Origin of the sequence: Hymenobacter algoricola, from assembly GCF_039539525.1 — a bacterium.
GTDB lineage: Bacteria > Bacteroidota > Bacteroidia > Cytophagales > Hymenobacteraceae > Hymenobacter > Hymenobacter algoricola.
Genome location: NZ_BAABDH010000033.1, coordinates 1 through 14866, shown reverse-complemented (window position 1 = coordinate 14866; position 14866 = coordinate 1). Strand labels below are relative to the sequence as shown.

Here is a 14866-nt window from a genome sequence, read left to right as displayed (position 1 = left end):
GATGGGGGGCGCTAGGCCGGTAAGGCAATGAGGTGGCGGCAGGAGTCGAGTACCCGCACGTTGCGGAAGTAGAAGCAGGCCGGCTGGCGGGAAAGGGCGGCGGTGGCTTCCGGCAGCAGGGGCAGCTCATCGGCGGGGTCGGCGCCCTGGTCCTGCAGCAGGTTCCAGAACACCAGCCGCAGCGGCCGGGCACGGTGGGCAAACAGGGCCCGGCCCACGCGCCCGAACTCCTCGGGGCTCACGTACTCGAAGATGTTGGACAGGCTGGCCTTGGTGATGTCGGCGCCCTCGGGCGTAAGCAGGTAGCCCGCGGCCTCGCCGGTGCGGATGGTCAGGTGGGGCAGCTGCTGCCGGAGCGCGGCAAAATGGCGCTGCTGGTAGCAGGGCGGCAGAATGGCTTCGGGCAGATTGGTGGGGCCGAAGAAGAAGAACCGGAAAAAGAAATTGTCGCGCAGCAGCTGGCTGCCCACGGCCTGGCACAGGCGCTGGTAAAAAGCCTGGCCGCCGGTTTCGGTGGCGTAGCGGAACAGGCGCGGGTCGCGGCCCTTGCTCAGGTTGGCCTCGTCGAAGTAGGCAATGAACTGGGCCTGGAAGCGGGTGCCGTGCAGGTAGTCGGCAAAGAAGGCCCGCTGCTCGGCCACCGACGCGCACTGCACCAGCCGGCGCAGGCTGGCCTGAGTGGCCGGGTCGAGGGTGGGCAGAAAGCCGGTGATATAGCTTTCCAGCTTGCCCGAAGTCAGGATGCCGCTGGGGTGAGCCACAAAAAACGGGGTCCAGTAGTCGCGCAGGCGCAGGGGCAGGCGCGGGGCCAGGTGGCGCCAGGCCGCCGCCACGCCCGCCGGGCCGTCGAAGCCCAGCAGGCCGCGCAGCACCTGGTGGTCGTGGTAGAGAATCAGGTGGCGCTTGAAGCGCAGCAGCTGGTTCTGGGCCGGGTTCAGGTCGGTAGCGGTGACGTGGCGGGGGCCGCGCAGCAGGGTGTTGAGCACGTTGCAGCCCGCCGAGGTAATCACCAGCACGTGGTCGGCGGGGGTAATGTCGAGCGTATCGTAGAGGGTGCGGCTGTCCTCCCACACCAGGGAGTAGCGGATGCGGTCCAGCTCGACGTTATAGAATTCGGATTGCATGGTCGGAGTGAGTTAAGCCGTTAGCGCACGGCCCCGTAGCGGATTTTAGATAGATGGCGGCTGTCGACCGGCAGGCGGCGGCGAAAGTGGACCTGCTCGCACACCGGCCCCGGAAACACGGCCAGCGCCGCCCGCACGGCCGCTTCCGCCACCACGGCCCCGGCCGCCGGCTCCACGTACACCACGAAGCCCCGCCGGCCGGGCCGGGCGGCCACCCGGGCCACGCCGGGCAGGTGCTGGAGCACGTGCTCCAGCTGGTAGTGCTGCTGCTGCTGCCGGATGGCCTCGTTGCCCTGCCGGCCGGTCAGGCACAGCCGGCCGTCGGCATCGAGGTAGCCGAAGTCGCCGGTGCTGAGCCAGCCGTCGGGGGCCGCGGTGGCCACGTGCGCGCCTTTCACCTGCAGCTCGCCGACCTGGGCCAGCGGCCGGCCCGCGCCCACCCACACCGCGCCCAGCGGGTGCAGCCGCCAGCTCAGGGCCGGCAGAATGGGACCCACGCAGTAGCCCGCTTCGGGCAGCCCGGCCGCGTCGGTGAGCTGGCGCACGGCAATGGGCTCGGCTTCCGACGAGCCGTAGATGACGTAGCACCGGGCCTGGGCAAACAGCTGCGCCAGCCGCCGCATCAGCCCTTCGGGCACCGGGGAGCCGCCCACGCCCAGGGCCACCACCGCGGGCAGCGCGGTCGGCACCGCGGTCAGGTAGTCGGCCAGCCGGGCGAAGTAGAACACGTTGCCCGTCAGGGTCTGCACGCCTTGCTGCCGGAGCTGCCGCACGATGCGCGCCGGCTCCAGCCGGGCCGGGGCGCCCCACGCCACGTCGGGCAGCAGCGTGCACACGCCAGCGGCCAGGTTGTGCAGCAGCACGTTGGGAAACAGGGGGAAGTCGCGCTGGCCGGGCAAGGGTGGAAAGGCCTGCCGGAGCGCCTCGTGCTGGGCCTGCAGCACCCGGTGGCTGCGCCGGATGGGCTTGGCCGGCCCCGTAGAGCCGGAGCTGTGCGAAATCAGGGCGGGCTGGCCGGCGGCGACTCGCTGGGCGGTCCAGGCCGGGGCCGGGGCGGGCAGCGCCCCGGAGTCGGCGGACAGGCGCAGGCCCAGCGCGCGGGCCAGCAGCCGCGCCGGCCAGGGCAGGGCCGGGGCTACCAGCGCCTGGCGGATCTTGCTGCGCCGGGCCACGCGCCACAACCCCAGGGCCGAAGCGCCCGCCGGCGGCAGCACCGGCACGGCCCCGAGCGACATCACCGCCAGCAGCAGGCAGATCAGCTCGAAGCTGACGGGCCGGGCCAGCAGCACGGGCTGGCCCGGCCGCACGCCCTGGGCCCGCAGCGCCGCCCGCCCGGCTTCGATGCGGAGCAGCAGCGCGCCGCCGGTGTAGGTGGCCGGCGCCTGCCCGGCGCACGCCGCGGGCCAAACGACCAGCACCCGGTCGGGGTGGGCACTCAGCGTAGCGTGGATGGTGGCGAAGAAATTGGGGTGCATGGCCGAAGGGCAACGGGTTCAGAAAGGCGGGAGAGCAGGGCGGGCAGGAAGTTTTGATAAACATAGCCGGTCCGCCCAGGCACCGCAAACCACATTCCGCCGCCGCAGGAGGAGAAGATGAGTTTTTTGGGCAGGCAAGTCTTTGTAAAACAAGTGTCTAAACAGAGGCAGGTAGATATTGCAGCCTCGCTTCCGGGGGCTTGAGCGGCAGAGCGGGCGGCCCGGACTGCGGCCCCGGCGGGCGGCCATTGCGGCCAGGGATTTGGTCGTTGCCAAAATGTGCGGTACTTAAGCGTCCCGTTAACGAGTCCATCAGCCGCGGCCGGGTTGCACTGCCCGGCCGCCGTCACCCTAGAGTTTTCTGCCATGAAGCGCCTTGTCCCGCTGCTGTTTGCCGCGCTGAAGTTCGGGCTGGGCTTCGCGCTGACCAGCCGCGTGTATGAGCTGCACCGCGACGAATACCTCTACCTCAACTACGGCCGCCACCTGGCCTGGGGCTACCTGGAGGTGCCCCCGCTGACGGCCCTGCAAAGCTGGCTCACGCTGGCCCTGGGCGGCGGCTACTTCTGGGTGAAGTTCTGGCCCCTGCTCTGGGGGGCGGCCACGGTGTACGTGGTGGGCCGGGCCGCCCAGCGGCTCGGGGGCGGACGGTGGGCGCAGCTGCTGGCCTGCCTGAGCTACCTGGTGGGCGCCTACGCCCGGCTCAACTTCCTGTTTCAGCCCAACTCGTTCGAGGTGTTCAGCTTCACGCTGAGCTGCTACTGGCTCATGGTCTACCTGCAGCAGCACCGGCCGCGCTACCTCTACGGCATCGGGCTGGTGCTGGGGCTGAGCCTGCTCAACAAGTACACGGCCTTCTTCTTCATCGGCGCCCTGCTGGCGGGCCTGCTGCTGACCCCGCAGCGTCGCCTGCTGCTGACCTGGCGGGCCGCGGCCGCGGCGGGGCTGGCGCTGCTGCTATGGCTGCCCAACCTGCTTTGGCAGCTGCGCCACGGTATCCCGTTTCGCCACCACATGGCCCTGCTGCACGACACCCAGCTGGTGCACGTCGGGGCGGCCGACTTCTGGAAGGATCAGCTGCTGATGTGCTTCCCGGCGCTGGGCGTGTGGCTGCCGGGGCTGCTGGCCCTGCTGCTGTACCGGCCGCTGCGGCCCTACCGCGCCGTGGGCTTTCTCTTTCTGGCGGGCCTGCTGATCCTGACGGTGCTGCACGGCAAGAGCTACTACGCCCTGGGCTACTACCCCATCCTGTTTGCGGCCGGCGCGGTGTGGTGGCAGCAGTGGCTGGCCCCCCGGCCCCGGCTGGCCCGGGTGCTGCGGCCCGCGTTGCCGGGGCTGCTGCTGCTGCTGGCCGTGCCGCTGTTTCCGTACGTCTACAGCGTGTATCCGCCGGCCCGCATGCAGGCCATTGGCCGGGCCTACCGCAGCACCGGCGTCCACCGCTGGGAAGACGGCCAGAACCACCCCCTGCCCCAGGACTACGCCGACATGCTGGGCTGGCAGGAGCTGGCCGACAAAACCTGGCAGGTGTACCGAAGCCTGCCCGACTCGACCCGGGCCCGCACCCTGATCCTGTGCGACAACTACGGCCAGGCCGGCGCCATCAACTACTACAACCGCCACCGCGCCCTGCCCGCGGCGCAGAGCTTCAACGGCAGCTACCTGTACTGGTTTCCGCCCCGCCCGGCGCCGCCCTACCGCTACGTCATCCGGGTGCAGGAGCAGGAGCGCGACAACGCCGCCCGCTACGCCCGCTGGCAGCGCCGGGCCGCGGTGCTCAACCCCTACGCCCGCGAGCAAGGCACCGTGGTCATGCTCGGCACCGCGCCCACCCCGGCTGCCCTCGATACGCTCTACCAGGACCACCGGCAGGCCCTGGCCGAGTGGGAGCAGCAGCCCCCGGCCGCCCGCTGAGCCGCCGGGCCTCGAATGCTCGCCCCAGCCGCCGGATGACTGCCCGGAACAGTTTCTAAGAAGCTATTTGCGTTAGCTGGCAAACACGGTAGAGGCGCCTACTTGCTTCTTCTCGTTGAGCGATAGCCGCCAAACGGGCAGACGACGAGACGCAAGCAGGCGTCTCCACATCGTTCTGAAAGCCTTCTCATCCTGACTCAAACAGTTTCCAAGCTAAAATCCGAGCTGTGGCCCATCGGCGCCGAAACGGCCCTAAGATTCTGCCGCGCCCGCTTCAGCCAGCGTTTGGGCCAGCGCGGCGGCCTCGGCTTCCAGTCCGGCCAGCCGGGCGCGCAGCTGAGCCGCGGGGCCGGGGCCGCTGCGGCTTTCCAGCTCATCTATGGCCTTGTTGACCAGGAGCCGCCACTGCCAGTACTGGTTTTCCAGGGTCCGCGGGGGCAGGGGCGCGTCGGGCTCGGTGGCGGCCAGGGCGGCGGGCAGCGCCTCGGCCACGGCCAGGCGGCGGGCGGCCGGGGCGGCCCGGGCCGGCACGTCGTGGGCGAGGCGGTAGCGCAGGCGGCGCGCCTGGTCGCGGGCGGCGGCCAGGCGGACCTGCAGGGCGGCCACGTCGGTGGGAGTGAGGGTGGGGGCGGGCTCCGGCAGGGCCAGCAGCGGACGCAGAGCCCGCAGGCGGTAGTAGGCATCGGTGGACAGAGGCCGCGCGTCGGTTTCGGCCTGGGCCAGCCGGGGCTGCGGTACGCCCAGCAGGCAGGCCAGCTCGGCCTGGGTCAGCCCGAAATACGCCCGCACGGTGGGCAGCAGGTCCGGGGTGCCCGCTAGTTTGTGGGGATTCTTCATAGGCAAGACTAAGCGGCGGGGTTTATACCCCAAATATAACACGGGCCGGCAAGGGGGTATAATTTTTTGACCCCCTCGAAAATTTATACCCCCTTGCCCTGGCCCGGTTGGGGGTATAAATTTCAGGCCCCCTCGAAAATTTATACCCCCCCCCCCGCTGGTAGCAGTGGCCTTGCCGGTTTTCCGACGGTGGCCTACCGCTGGGCCCGGCCCGCCGCCCGGCGGGCGTATACCTGGTGCGCACCGGCACCCAGGCTGTGCGTCTGGTGGTGGAGCAGGGCCTCGTCCCCTGGTTTGCTATCCAGGGGGAGAGGGGCCGCCACGGCGGCGCGGGTGGGTTGACCTTGCCGGCTCTCGCCTCCAGAGTCACCCGCAGCTCCCGGTAATCAGGATGTACGATGCGCAAGGGCCGGCCGCTGCGCAGCGGCCGGCCCTTGTCGTTGGGTTCGTCAGGCTCCCCCTCTCCCGGGGATAATGCGCTTAAAGCATGTGCGGGGGCGGGGGGGGGGGGAGGCTCCTTCCGAACCCGGCTCAGCTGGTTTTATACAGGTACCAGCCGTTGCCCAGGGGCCGCACCACGATAAGCCGGTCGGGGCTCATGGCGGGCACCGCCGCCGCGTCGGGCTGATAGAGCACGCCCACGGTGCTGTCGACGCGGCCGCCGATGACAAATTCGAGGCAGGTGCCGCAGCTGGTGTCGCGGCGGGTGACGCGGCTGATAAACAACGACTGGAGCAGAGCCTGCACGGCCGGGTCGGCGTTGGCGGCCTGCTCGTCGGCGGCCGCCCCGGCCGGGCCGGCGGTAAAGTACTGCTTGGCCTTGAGCAGGCGCACTACCTTCTGGAAATCCGGGCGGCGGCGGTTGAAGTGCCGCATGATGTCGGCGTCGGCGCCCACCCAGAGGCGGATGTTGCCCACGGCAAAGGCGTGGTTGGCGGCGGGGTGGGCCTGGTTGTAGCGGGTCACCTCGGCCGGCGGCATTTCGGTGAGCATCTTCAGCATGGGCGCGCCCAGGGCCGTCATGGCCAACGAGCGGACGGCCTGCAGCTTCCAGCCGGCGGCTTCCCGGGTGAAGTGCAGGTAAAAGTCGTTGCGGGTGGTGGAGTCGCGCAGCTCCACGGCCACCACGGCCCGGGCCGAGTCCTGGTGCAGCAGCTCACTGTGGCGACGCAGCCGGGCCGGAATCTGCTGGCCCAGCGTCTCGCGCCTGGCCTGGCCGGCCGCCTCGCAGCAGAGGTAGTCCCGCATCTGGGGCCAGCCTTCGGGCGCCACAAACCGCTCGGCAATCTGCAGGGGCTCGATGGGCGGCTGGGCGGTCGGCTCCAGCAGGCCGAAAAGCAGCAGCAAAAGCGGTATCTGAACAAACAACCAAGGCATAAGTATACGACGCTACTCCCCGGGCCCCGCGCCCGAAAGCGCAAGTTACTCAGAACTTTGGCGCGGGGCCGGGAAGAATTCGGGCTTTGGCCAAACCCGCCCGGCCGCCCTTAGCGGGCCGGAGTTGTTTGGCTCGTCTGCAGCTGCAGAACCGCCGTGGTACGGGCCCGTACGTCGGCGGCCAGCCCGGCATCCTGGCCCAGCGGCAGCCCGTACGACGGAATCAGCTGGCGCAGCTTGGCTTGCCAGGCCGCGGTGGCCAGCTGCCGGGGAAAGCAGCGCCGGAGCAGGTCCAGCATGATGGCCACGGCCGTGGAGGCGCCGGGCGAAGCGCCCAGCAGGGCGGCAATGCTGCCGTCGGCGGCGCTGACGACCTCGGTGCCGAATTCGAGCACGCCGCCGCCGTCTTCACCCTTCTTGATCACCTGCACCCGCTGCCCGGCCACTTCCAGTTCCCAGTCCGGCATTTCGGCTGCGGGCAGGTACTCGCGCAGGGCCGCCAGCCGGTCTTCCGGCGACTGCCGCACCTGGTCAATCAGGTACTTGGTCAGCGACAGGTTGTGCAGGCCGGCCGAAATCATGGGCCCGATGTTGTTGGCCTGAATCGAGGCGGGCAAATCGAAGAAGGAGCCGTTTTTCAGGAACTTGGTGGTGAAGCCGGCGTAGGGGCCAAACAGCAGCTCCCGCCGACCCTCAATCATGCGCGTGTCGAGGTGGGGCACCGACATGGGCGGGGCGCCCACCGAGGCCTTGCCGTAGACCTTGGCCTGGTGGCGGGCAATGACGGCGGGGTTGGTGCACTTCAGCCACTGCCCGCTCACGGGGAAGCCGCCGAAGCCGTGGCCCTCGGGGATGTCGGCCTTCTCCAGCAGCGGCAGCGAGCCCCCGCCGGCCCCGATAAACACGAAGGGCGTGCGGACCCGGCGCTTCTCGCCGGTGCTCAGATCGCGCACCTTCACCAGCCAGTGGCCGTGCTCGTCCCGGCGCAGCTTGCTCACCTCGTGGTGGAAGTGCAGCGTGATGCCGGGCAGCTGCTGCAGCTGCCGGAACATGGCCCGGGTGAGGGCGCCAAAGTTGACGTCGGTGCCCAGGTCCATGCGGGTGGCGGCCACTTTTTCCTGCGGGTCGCGGCCTTCCATCACCAGCGGAATCCACTGGCGCAGCAGCGCGGGGTCGTCGGAATATTCCATGCCCCGGAACAGGTGGCACCGGGTGAGGGCGGCGTGGCGGCGGCGCAGGAATTCCACGTTTTCGGCGCCCCACACGAAGCTCATGTGCGGGATGCGCTGAATAAACTCCGGGGCCGGGGGCAGGAGCTGCTGCTCCACCAGAAAGCTCCAGAACTGCTTCGACACCTCAAACTGCTCGGCAATCTTGACCGCCTTGTCCGTCTCGATGGAGCCGTCGGGCCGCTCGGGGGTGTAGTTCAGCTCGCAGAAGGCCGAGTGGCCGGTGCCGGCGTTGTTCCAGGCGTCGGAGCTTTCGGCGGCGGCGCTGTCGAGGCGCTCAAATATTTCGATGGTCAGCCCGGGCTGCAGCTGCTTGAGCAGCACGCCCAGCGTGGCGCTCATGATGCCGGCCCCGATCAGCACAACGTCGGGGAGCGGGGCAGCAGCGGTGGTATCGGCAGGAGGAGTCATGGCGGCAGGGTTGTTCAGCGGTTCCTGCTTTACCGCCGGGGCCGGCCACAGGTTATAAAAATCTGCCCCGGCCCCGCCGGAGTGCGTCGGCACTGCCCCCCGCCCGGGCCGGATTTTATATTAACTCCGCGGGGCTGCGCCGCGTTTACAGGGCTTGCGCTTTGCTTTTTTTTACCGTCCTATTCTTTCACTTTTCACTTCCTGAGCCCCGTTATGGCAGTTAAACTCAAAAAGCTCAAAGACCAGGTGCTGGTCATCACCGGCGCCTCGTCCGGGATTGGCCTGGTCACGGCCCGGCAGGCCGCCAAGGCCGGCACCCGCCTCGTGCTGGCCGCCCGCAGCGAAAAAGCCCTGCGCCAGCTGACCGGCGAAATCAACCAGGCCGGGGGCCGCGCCGTGTACGTGGTGGCCGACGTAAGCCAGCAGGACGACGTGCGCCGCATTGCCCGGGTGGCCGTGCAGGAGTTCGGGCACTTCGATACCTGGGTCAATGACGCCGGCGTCTCGATTTACGGCAAGCTGGAGGAAATTCCGGTGGAGGATATGCGGCAGCTGTTCGAAACCAACCTCTGGGGGCTGGTTTACGGCTCCCTGGAGGCGGCCAAGCACCTCAAGCAGCGGGGTGGGGCCATCATCAACGTGGGCAGCATCCTGTCGGAAAGCACGGCCATCCTGCAAAGCATCTACTCGGCCAGCAAGCACGCCGTGAAGGGCTTCACCGACGGCCTGCGCATGGAGCTGGCAATGGACGAGGCGCCGATTTCGGTGACGCTCATCAAGCCGGCGGCCATCGACACGCCCTACCCGCAGCACGCCAAAAACTACATGGACCGGGAGCCCCAGCACGCGCCGCCGGCGTACTCGCCCGATATTGTGGCCAGCGCCATTCTGCACTGCGCCGAAACGCCGGAGCGCGAAATCACCGTCGGCGGCGGCGGCCGCATGATGATGACCATGGCCAGCCTGACCCCGCGCCTGCTCGATAAGTTCATGGAAAACGTGTTTGCCAAGCAGGAAAAGTCCAGCCGCCCCCCGCGGCCCCGCCGCGAGAATGGCCTCGACCACGCCGCCGGTACCCTGCAGGAGCGCGGCAGCTACCCCGGCCACACCCGCGAAACCAGCGTGTACACCGCCGCCACCCTGAACCCGCTGCTCACGGTGGCCCTGGTCGGCTCGGGCGTGGCCCTGGCCACTTCCCTGCTGCGCAAGGGCTGAGGCCTGCTACCCTGACTCGGGGGGCAGCGGCCCTGCCAGCTCCCGCGCCTGCAAAACCCCGGCCCCTGTAGGCCGGGGTTTTCTTTTGCCCGCCCGGCCCGGCCAGAAGGGCTTTCGGGGCAGATGAGCCGGCTTTGGGAATGCTCTTCGGGGGTGGGTAGGTGAGTGGGGCGGGGCCATAGCCGGAGTTAATCTAATTCGGAAGATATTTGCTCACGCAAAGTCGCCGGGAGCTAAACCCCAGAGCCTGTGCCGGGTTGCTTAGCCCCGACCCATACCCTTACCACACCTGATTGCATGCCCTCCTGGTTTCGCGTCCGTTTTACGGCGCTTATTCTGCTGCTTTGGGCCGCCTGTCCTGCCGCCCGGGCGCAAAGTCCGGCCCTGAATGCCCTTCGCCAGCAGCTGCAGCAGCCCCTGCCCGATAGCAGCCGGGTGTTGCTGCTCTGCAAGGGCAGCGACCAGTACTGGGCCCTGCGCACCGATTCGGCCGAGGCCTACGCCCAGCGGGCCCTGGCGCTGGCCCGCCGCATCGGGTACCGCCACGGCGAGTGCGCGGCGCTGAACCGCCTGGGCGCGGCCCTGCGCGAAAGCAACCTGTCCCGGGCCCTGGAGCTGTTTCAGCAGTCGCTGCGGCTGGCCGAAACCACCCACGACGTGGCCATGCAGGCCCAGAACCTGCGCAGCATCGGCATCATCTACGTGTACCTGCGCGACCGGCGCCAGGGCTTGGCCTACTACTTTCAGGCCCTGCGCCTGGGCCGGCAGCTGCGCGACGACCACCGCATCGTCATCGAGCTCAGCAACATCGGCCTGGCCTACGACCTGTACAACGAAACCGACTCGGCCCGGTACTTTCAGCAGCAGGCCTACCAGCTGGCCCAGCGGCTGCACTCGCCCACCAACTACATCCTCTACGGGCTGGCCAACGTGGCCCGCAAGCAGGGGCGCCCGGCGGCGGCGCTGGCCTACTACCGCCGCAGCATTGCCGAGTCGGACAAGCGGCACCACCTGCGCAGCAGCAACTTTGCCTACGTCGGCCTGGCTACTCTCTACCAGCAGCAGGGCCTCATCGATTCGAGCATCTACTACGCCCGCCGGGGCTGCCAGGCGGCCCAGGCCAACGGCTTTCTGCGGGGCGTGCTCAACTCCAGCACGCTGCTGACCCAGAGCTTTAAAAAATACGGCCCCATCGACAGCGCCTTTAAGTACCAGAGCCTGATGCTGGCCATGAAGGACACGCTCTTTGGGCAGGAAAAAGTAATGCGCCTGCAAAGCATCAACTACAACGAGCAGCAGCGCGCCCAGCAGGCCACCGCCGACCGCCAGGCCCTGACGGCCCGCTACCGGCTCTATGCGCTGCTGGCCGGCCTGCTCGGGCTGTTAGGCTTTAGCGGGCTGCTGGTGCGCAACTACCAGCAGCAGCAGCGGGCCAACGCGGCGCTGCAGGCTTCCCTGGCCGAGCTCAAAACCACCCAGGACCAGCTCGTGCAGCGCGAGAAAATGGCGTTTCTGGGCGAGCTGACCGCCGGTGTCGCCCACGAGCTGCAGAATCCGCTCAGCTTCGTCAAGAAGTTTGCCGAGGTCAGCACCGACCTGGTAGACGAGATAAACGGGGCCCAGCGCCTGGCCCGCGACGGCCGGCTGGAGCGGGAGATTCTGGACGGCCTCAAGCAGAATATCATGAACATCAGCCAGCACGGGCAGCGGGCCACGGCCATCATCAAGGGCATGCTGGAGCACGCCCGCACCGGCTCCGGCCCCCGGGAGCTGACGGATCTGAATGCCCTGGCCGGAGAAAACCTGCGCCTCGCCTACCAGGCCACCCGCAACGAGCACCCCGACTTTCAGGCTACGCTCACGGCCCAGCTGGACCCCCGCCTGCCGGCGGTGCCGGTTATCGGGCAGGATCTGGGCCGGGTGCTGCTGAACCTGTGTACCAATGCCTTCTACGCCGTGCGCCAGCGCCAGCAGCAGCCCCACAGCGCCAGCTACCGGCCCGCGGTAACCATCGTCACCCGCCCGCTGCCCGGCGGAGTAGAAATCCGGGTGCGCGACAACGGCCCGGGCATTCCGCCCGGCGTAAAGGCCCGCATCTTCGAGCCGTTCTACACCACCAAGCCCGTGGGCGAGGGCACCGGCCTGGGCTTGTCGCTGAGCTACGACATCATCAGCACCGGGCACGGCGGCACTCTCACGGTGGAGTCGCGGGAGGGCGAGGGCACCGAGTTCATCATTACGCTGCCGCAGTAGTCGGGCGAAAAAGCGCGCTGGCGGGCGCAGAAACCGGGTTTCGTAGTCCGCTGACCCGAATCGTATATCGGAATTAAAAAATATTTTTCGCCCAAGTATTTGGGGGGTGAATTATTTGCTTACGTTTGTAGTGTACTAGATAAGTAGTACACTAAAGCAATAAGCTATGGTGCGCATTCACAAGCTGACTTTTGGGTATTCCCGGCAGGTGCCCCTCTTCGAGAACCTGGGCCTGACGCTGGAGCGGGGGCACATCTACGGCCTGCTGGGCAAAAACGGGGCGGGCAAGTCGACGCTGCTCAAGAACATGACCGGGCTGGTCTTTCCGCAGGCCGGCAGCTGCCTCATCAACGGGCAGCCGGCCGCCCAGCGCCTGCCGTCGGTGCTCGAAGACCTGTACTTTCTGCCCGAGGAGCTTTACGTACCGGCCCTGACGGCCCGGCAGTTCGTGGCCAACACCGCCGGCTTCTACCCGCGCTTCAGCCACCAGCAGCTGGCCGACTACCTGGGCGAGTTTGAGGTGCCCGACCACGCGGTGCTCGACAAGCTGTCGTTTGGGCAGCAGAAGAAATTTATGATTGCCTTCGGGCTGGCCACCAACACCAGCCTGGTAGTGATGGACGAGCCCACCAACGGCCTGGATATCCCCTCCAAGGTGCAGTTTCGCAAGATCATGGCCTCGGCCCTGACCGAGGAGCGCTGCCTGATTATCTCCACTCACCAGGTGCGCGACCTGGACAGCCTCATCGACACGGTGGTGGTGCTGCACAACCGCGAAATCGTGCTCAACGAAGCGCTGGACCAGCTGGCCGAGCGCCTCACCTTCACCACCCTGCGCGAGGGGCAGGAGGGCGAGGTGCTCTACGCCGAAGAATCGGTGCGCGGGCGGCAGGCCATTGTGCCCAACCCCGACGGCCGCCCCAGCCGCGTGGATATGGAATTGCTGTTCAACGCCATTGCCGGCGGCGGACAGTCGGTCATCAACTACTTAAAGCAACCCGTTTATGAGCAATCAATTTAGCCTGCCCCGCTTCGGCCGGCTGTTTCGCAAGCATACCGCCGAGTACGGCAAAAGCTACCTGTTGGGCGTGGGCGTGCTGCTGGGGCTGCTGGCCCTGCTGATGGGGTTGCAGACGCTGCAGTCGAAACCGTTCGGGCCGGGGCAGCAGGCCGCCTTCCTGGGCATCTTCCTGATCATGGGCGGGGCCGTGTTCACCAGCAGCATCTTTGCCGGCCTGGCCGAGAAGAAGCAGGGCATGGCCATCCTGATGCTGCCGGCGTCCCACCTCGAAAAGTACCTGGTGGGCTGGCTCTACTCGTTCGTAGTGTTCACGCTGGTGTGCGTGGGGTGCTTTTATCTGGTTGCGGTGGTTATAGTCAATGCCGACGACTGGCACGGGCAGCCGCCCCAGCTGCTGAACCTCTTCGACCCGGAATACAACATGGGTGCCCTGGTGCTGGGCTACGCCTTCATTCACGCCATCTTTATCTGGGGCGCGCTGTTTTTTCAGAAGCTGCACCTGGTCCGCACAGCCTTTGCCGTGTTTGTCGGCGCCGGGCTGCTGCTGTTTGCCAACTTTCAGGTGGTCAAGCTGCTGCTCGGCCACGTGGTCAGCGAGATGGTGCTGCCCTTCAGCGGCGCCGACCTGGCCCTGGGCAAGGAGCACTACCGGCTCTACGTGTCGCCGGCCCAGGAAAAGCTGGTGAAGCTGGTGCCGGTAGCCATGACGCTGCTGCTGTGGGTGGCGGCCTACTTCCGGGTGCAGGAGAAGGAAATTTAAGCGAAGCGGAAAACCATGGAATTTCAGGACAACGAGGCCATTTACCTGCAGATTGCCGGGTACGTGAGCGAAAATATCCTGCTGGCCAAGTGGCCGGTGGAAGACAAGATTCCCTCCGTGCGCGACCTGGCCGTGGAGCTGCAGGTGAACCCGAACACGGTGATGCGGACCTACGAGTTTCTGCAGAACCAGCAGGTGATTTACAACAAGCGCGGCATCGGCTACTTCGTGGCGCCGGGTGCCGACCAGAAGGTGAAGCAGTACCGCCGGGAGCGGTTTCTGCAGCAGGATCTGCCCCGGTTTTTCAAGACCATTTCCCTGCTGGAAATTGACCTGGAAGAGCTGCGCCAGCGCTACGAGCAATTCAAACTGGCCCAACTGGGCCTCGCTAAAAGCTAACCGATGAAAACGAGCAACAAACTTCTGCTGACGACGCTGGCCCTGCTGCTGGGCTCTCTGCTGACTTACAACCTGGCCCTGCGCGCCGAGTACCGCAAGGGCAGCTACAAAGACAAAGACCTATTCCGCAACTACACCACTCTGGCCCACCAGGATTTCAGCGCCGTGCAGGTGGTGGGCAGCGGCCTGAGCGTAAAAATTTCGTCCGGCCCGTTTGCGGTGCGGGTAAACAAGGGGGCCACGGGCAGGGTGAGCATCACCCAGGTCGGGTCGCGCCTGGTGGTAACGAGCCGGCCGGCCACCGATACCGACTGGTCCGGCAACAGCGCGGTGCTCATCAGCTGCCCCCGGCTGACGGCCCTGACTACCGACGGCAACACGCTTGACGTGAGCGGCTTCACCCTCGACAGCCTGGCAATAGAGCAAAACCGTACCGGGGAAGTGGCGCTGACCGACAACCGCATCGGCTACCTGCGGGCCACCGCCGGCCGGAGCGCGGGCAGCCGCTCGACCCTGAAAATCGACGCTACCAACCGCATTCAGGCCGCCCGCCTGTCGGTGCAGAGCCAGGGCGAGCTGGAACTCGAAAATGTATTTATTCCGCAGTTCAGCTGCCAGTTTTCCGACAGTGCCGCGGCCACCGTATCGGGTGCCTCGCTGCGGATGATGCGGCAGTAGCGGCTGATTTTAGTTTGGTTGGTGGAAAAGGCCCGGCTTTCGTCGGGCTCTTTTTTTGGCCGGCCGGCCTAGGTGTATAGTCCCAGGGAGAGAAGGTGTATTTTCCGGGCTGGAATTTCGTACACACTTATGGGACAAATACTCCACGGCAGCGCCCGCACAACTTCGGCAAT

At 67.1% G+C, this 14866-nt stretch carries 12 protein-coding genes; 7 read left to right on the top strand and 5 right to left on the bottom strand.

What is annotated here, in order from left to right; all coding sequences use genetic code 11:
- Positions 1–11: 11 nt before the first annotated feature.
- Both ABD842_RS08710 and ABD842_RS08705 read right to left on the bottom strand, forming a co-directional pair.
- A complete protein-coding gene (locus tag ABD842_RS08710) occupies positions 12–1124 on the bottom strand; it encodes a DUF3419 family protein (protein WP_345112634.1) in 1113 nt (370 codons plus the stop codon).
- A 20-nt stretch (positions 1125–1144) separates the two neighbouring features.
- Positions 1145–2599 (bottom strand): AMP-binding protein, encoded by a 1455-nt coding sequence (locus ABD842_RS08705; RefSeq protein ID WP_345112633.1) that lies wholly within the window; start codon positions 2597–2599, stop codon positions 1145–1147.
- Positions 2600–2965: 366 nt separating this feature from the next.
- On the opposite strand from ABD842_RS08705, the gene ABD842_RS08700 reads away from it, so the two are divergent.
- The gene (locus ABD842_RS08700) at positions 2966–4513 is read left to right on the top strand and encodes an ArnT family glycosyltransferase (protein ID WP_345112630.1); all 1548 of its coding nucleotides are present in this window, start codon (positions 2966–2968) and stop codon (positions 4511–4513) included.
- A 252-nt stretch (positions 4514–4765) separates the two neighbouring features.
- Here ABD842_RS08700 and ABD842_RS08695 read toward each other — a convergent pair whose 3' ends face one another.
- The 3 genes from ABD842_RS08695 to ABD842_RS08685 form a co-directional block, all read right to left on the bottom strand.
- The gene (locus ABD842_RS08695) at positions 4766–5350 is read right to left on the bottom strand and encodes a hypothetical protein (protein WP_345112628.1); all 585 of its coding nucleotides are present in this window, start codon (positions 5348–5350) and stop codon (positions 4766–4768) included.
- Between the two features lie 531 nt (positions 5351–5881).
- Positions 5882–6697, bottom strand: coding sequence for a hypothetical protein (locus ABD842_RS08690; RefSeq protein ID WP_345112626.1), 816 nt, complete (start codon positions 6695–6697; stop codon positions 5882–5884).
- Positions 6698–6837: 140 nt separating this feature from the next.
- Positions 6838–8367 carry a malate:quinone oxidoreductase gene (locus tag ABD842_RS08685; RefSeq protein ID WP_345112624.1) on the bottom strand — a complete coding sequence of 510 codons (1530 nt, stop codon included), beginning with the start codon at positions 8365–8367 and terminating at the stop codon, positions 6838–6840.
- 213 nt (positions 8368–8580) lie between these two features.
- Here ABD842_RS08685 and ABD842_RS08680 point away from each other — a divergent pair, with 213 nt between their 5' ends.
- The 6 genes from ABD842_RS08680 to ABD842_RS08655 all read left to right on the top strand — a co-directional run bounded on the left by ABD842_RS08680 (position 8581) and on the right by ABD842_RS08655 (position 14693).
- Entirely contained in the window at positions 8581–9582 is a 1002-nt protein-coding gene (locus tag ABD842_RS08680; protein ID WP_345112623.1) for an SDR family oxidoreductase, read from the top strand.
- A 297-nt stretch (positions 9583–9879) separates the two neighbouring features.
- Positions 9880–11835, top strand: coding sequence for a tetratricopeptide repeat-containing sensor histidine kinase (locus tag ABD842_RS08675; RefSeq protein ID WP_345112622.1), 1956 nt, complete (start codon positions 9880–9882; stop codon positions 11833–11835).
- A gap of 166 nt (positions 11836–12001) precedes the next feature.
- Positions 12002–12856, top strand: a complete 855-nt coding sequence (locus ABD842_RS08670) for an ABC transporter ATP-binding protein (RefSeq protein WP_345112620.1) — start codon at positions 12002–12004, stop codon at positions 12854–12856.
- Positions 12840–13616 carry a hypothetical protein gene (locus ABD842_RS08665; protein ID WP_345112619.1) on the top strand — a complete coding sequence of 259 codons (777 nt, stop codon included), beginning with the start codon at positions 12840–12842 and terminating at the stop codon, positions 13614–13616. Before ABD842_RS08670 ends, ABD842_RS08665 begins: the two co-directional genes overlap by 17 nt.
- 15 nt (positions 13617–13631) lie before the next feature.
- Positions 13632–14015, top strand: a complete 384-nt coding sequence (locus ABD842_RS08660) for a GntR family transcriptional regulator (protein WP_345112617.1) — start codon at positions 13632–13634, stop codon at positions 14013–14015.
- A 3-nt stretch (positions 14016–14018) separates the two neighbouring features.
- Positions 14019–14693 carry a hypothetical protein gene (locus ABD842_RS08655; RefSeq protein ID WP_345112615.1) on the top strand — a complete coding sequence of 225 codons (675 nt, stop codon included), beginning with the start codon at positions 14019–14021 and terminating at the stop codon, positions 14691–14693.
- Positions 14694–14866: the final 173 nt, after the last annotated feature.

Coding starts and splice junctions, on each gene's coding strand:
- ABD842_RS08710 (WP_345112634.1), bottom strand. CDS start 1,124: ATGCAATCCGAATTCTATAACGTCGAGCTGGACCGCATCCGCTACTCC.
- ABD842_RS08705 (WP_345112633.1), bottom strand. CDS start 2,599: ATGCACCCCAATTTCTTCGCCACCATCCACGCTACGCTGAGTGCCCAC.
- ABD842_RS08700 (WP_345112630.1), top strand. CDS start 2,966: ATGAAGCGCCTTGTCCCGCTGCTGTTTGCCGCGCTGAAGTTCGGGCTG.
- ABD842_RS08695 (WP_345112628.1), bottom strand. CDS start 5,350: ATGAAGAATCCCCACAAACTAGCGGGCACCCCGGACCTGCTGCCCACC.
- ABD842_RS08685 (WP_345112624.1), bottom strand. CDS start 8,367: ATGACTCCTCCTGCCGATACCACCGCTGCTGCCCCGCTCCCCGACGTT.
- ABD842_RS08680 (WP_345112623.1), top strand. CDS start 8,581: ATGGCAGTTAAACTCAAAAAGCTCAAAGACCAGGTGCTGGTCATCACC.
- ABD842_RS08675 (WP_345112622.1), top strand. CDS start 9,880: ATGCCCTCCTGGTTTCGCGTCCGTTTTACGGCGCTTATTCTGCTGCTT.
- ABD842_RS08670 (WP_345112620.1), top strand. CDS start 12,002: ATGGTGCGCATTCACAAGCTGACTTTTGGGTATTCCCGGCAGGTGCCC.
- ABD842_RS08665 (WP_345112619.1), top strand. CDS start 12,840: ATGAGCAATCAATTTAGCCTGCCCCGCTTCGGCCGGCTGTTTCGCAAG.
- ABD842_RS08660 (WP_345112617.1), top strand. CDS start 13,632: ATGGAATTTCAGGACAACGAGGCCATTTACCTGCAGATTGCCGGGTAC.
- ABD842_RS08655 (WP_345112615.1), top strand. CDS start 14,019: ATGAAAACGAGCAACAAACTTCTGCTGACGACGCTGGCCCTGCTGCTG.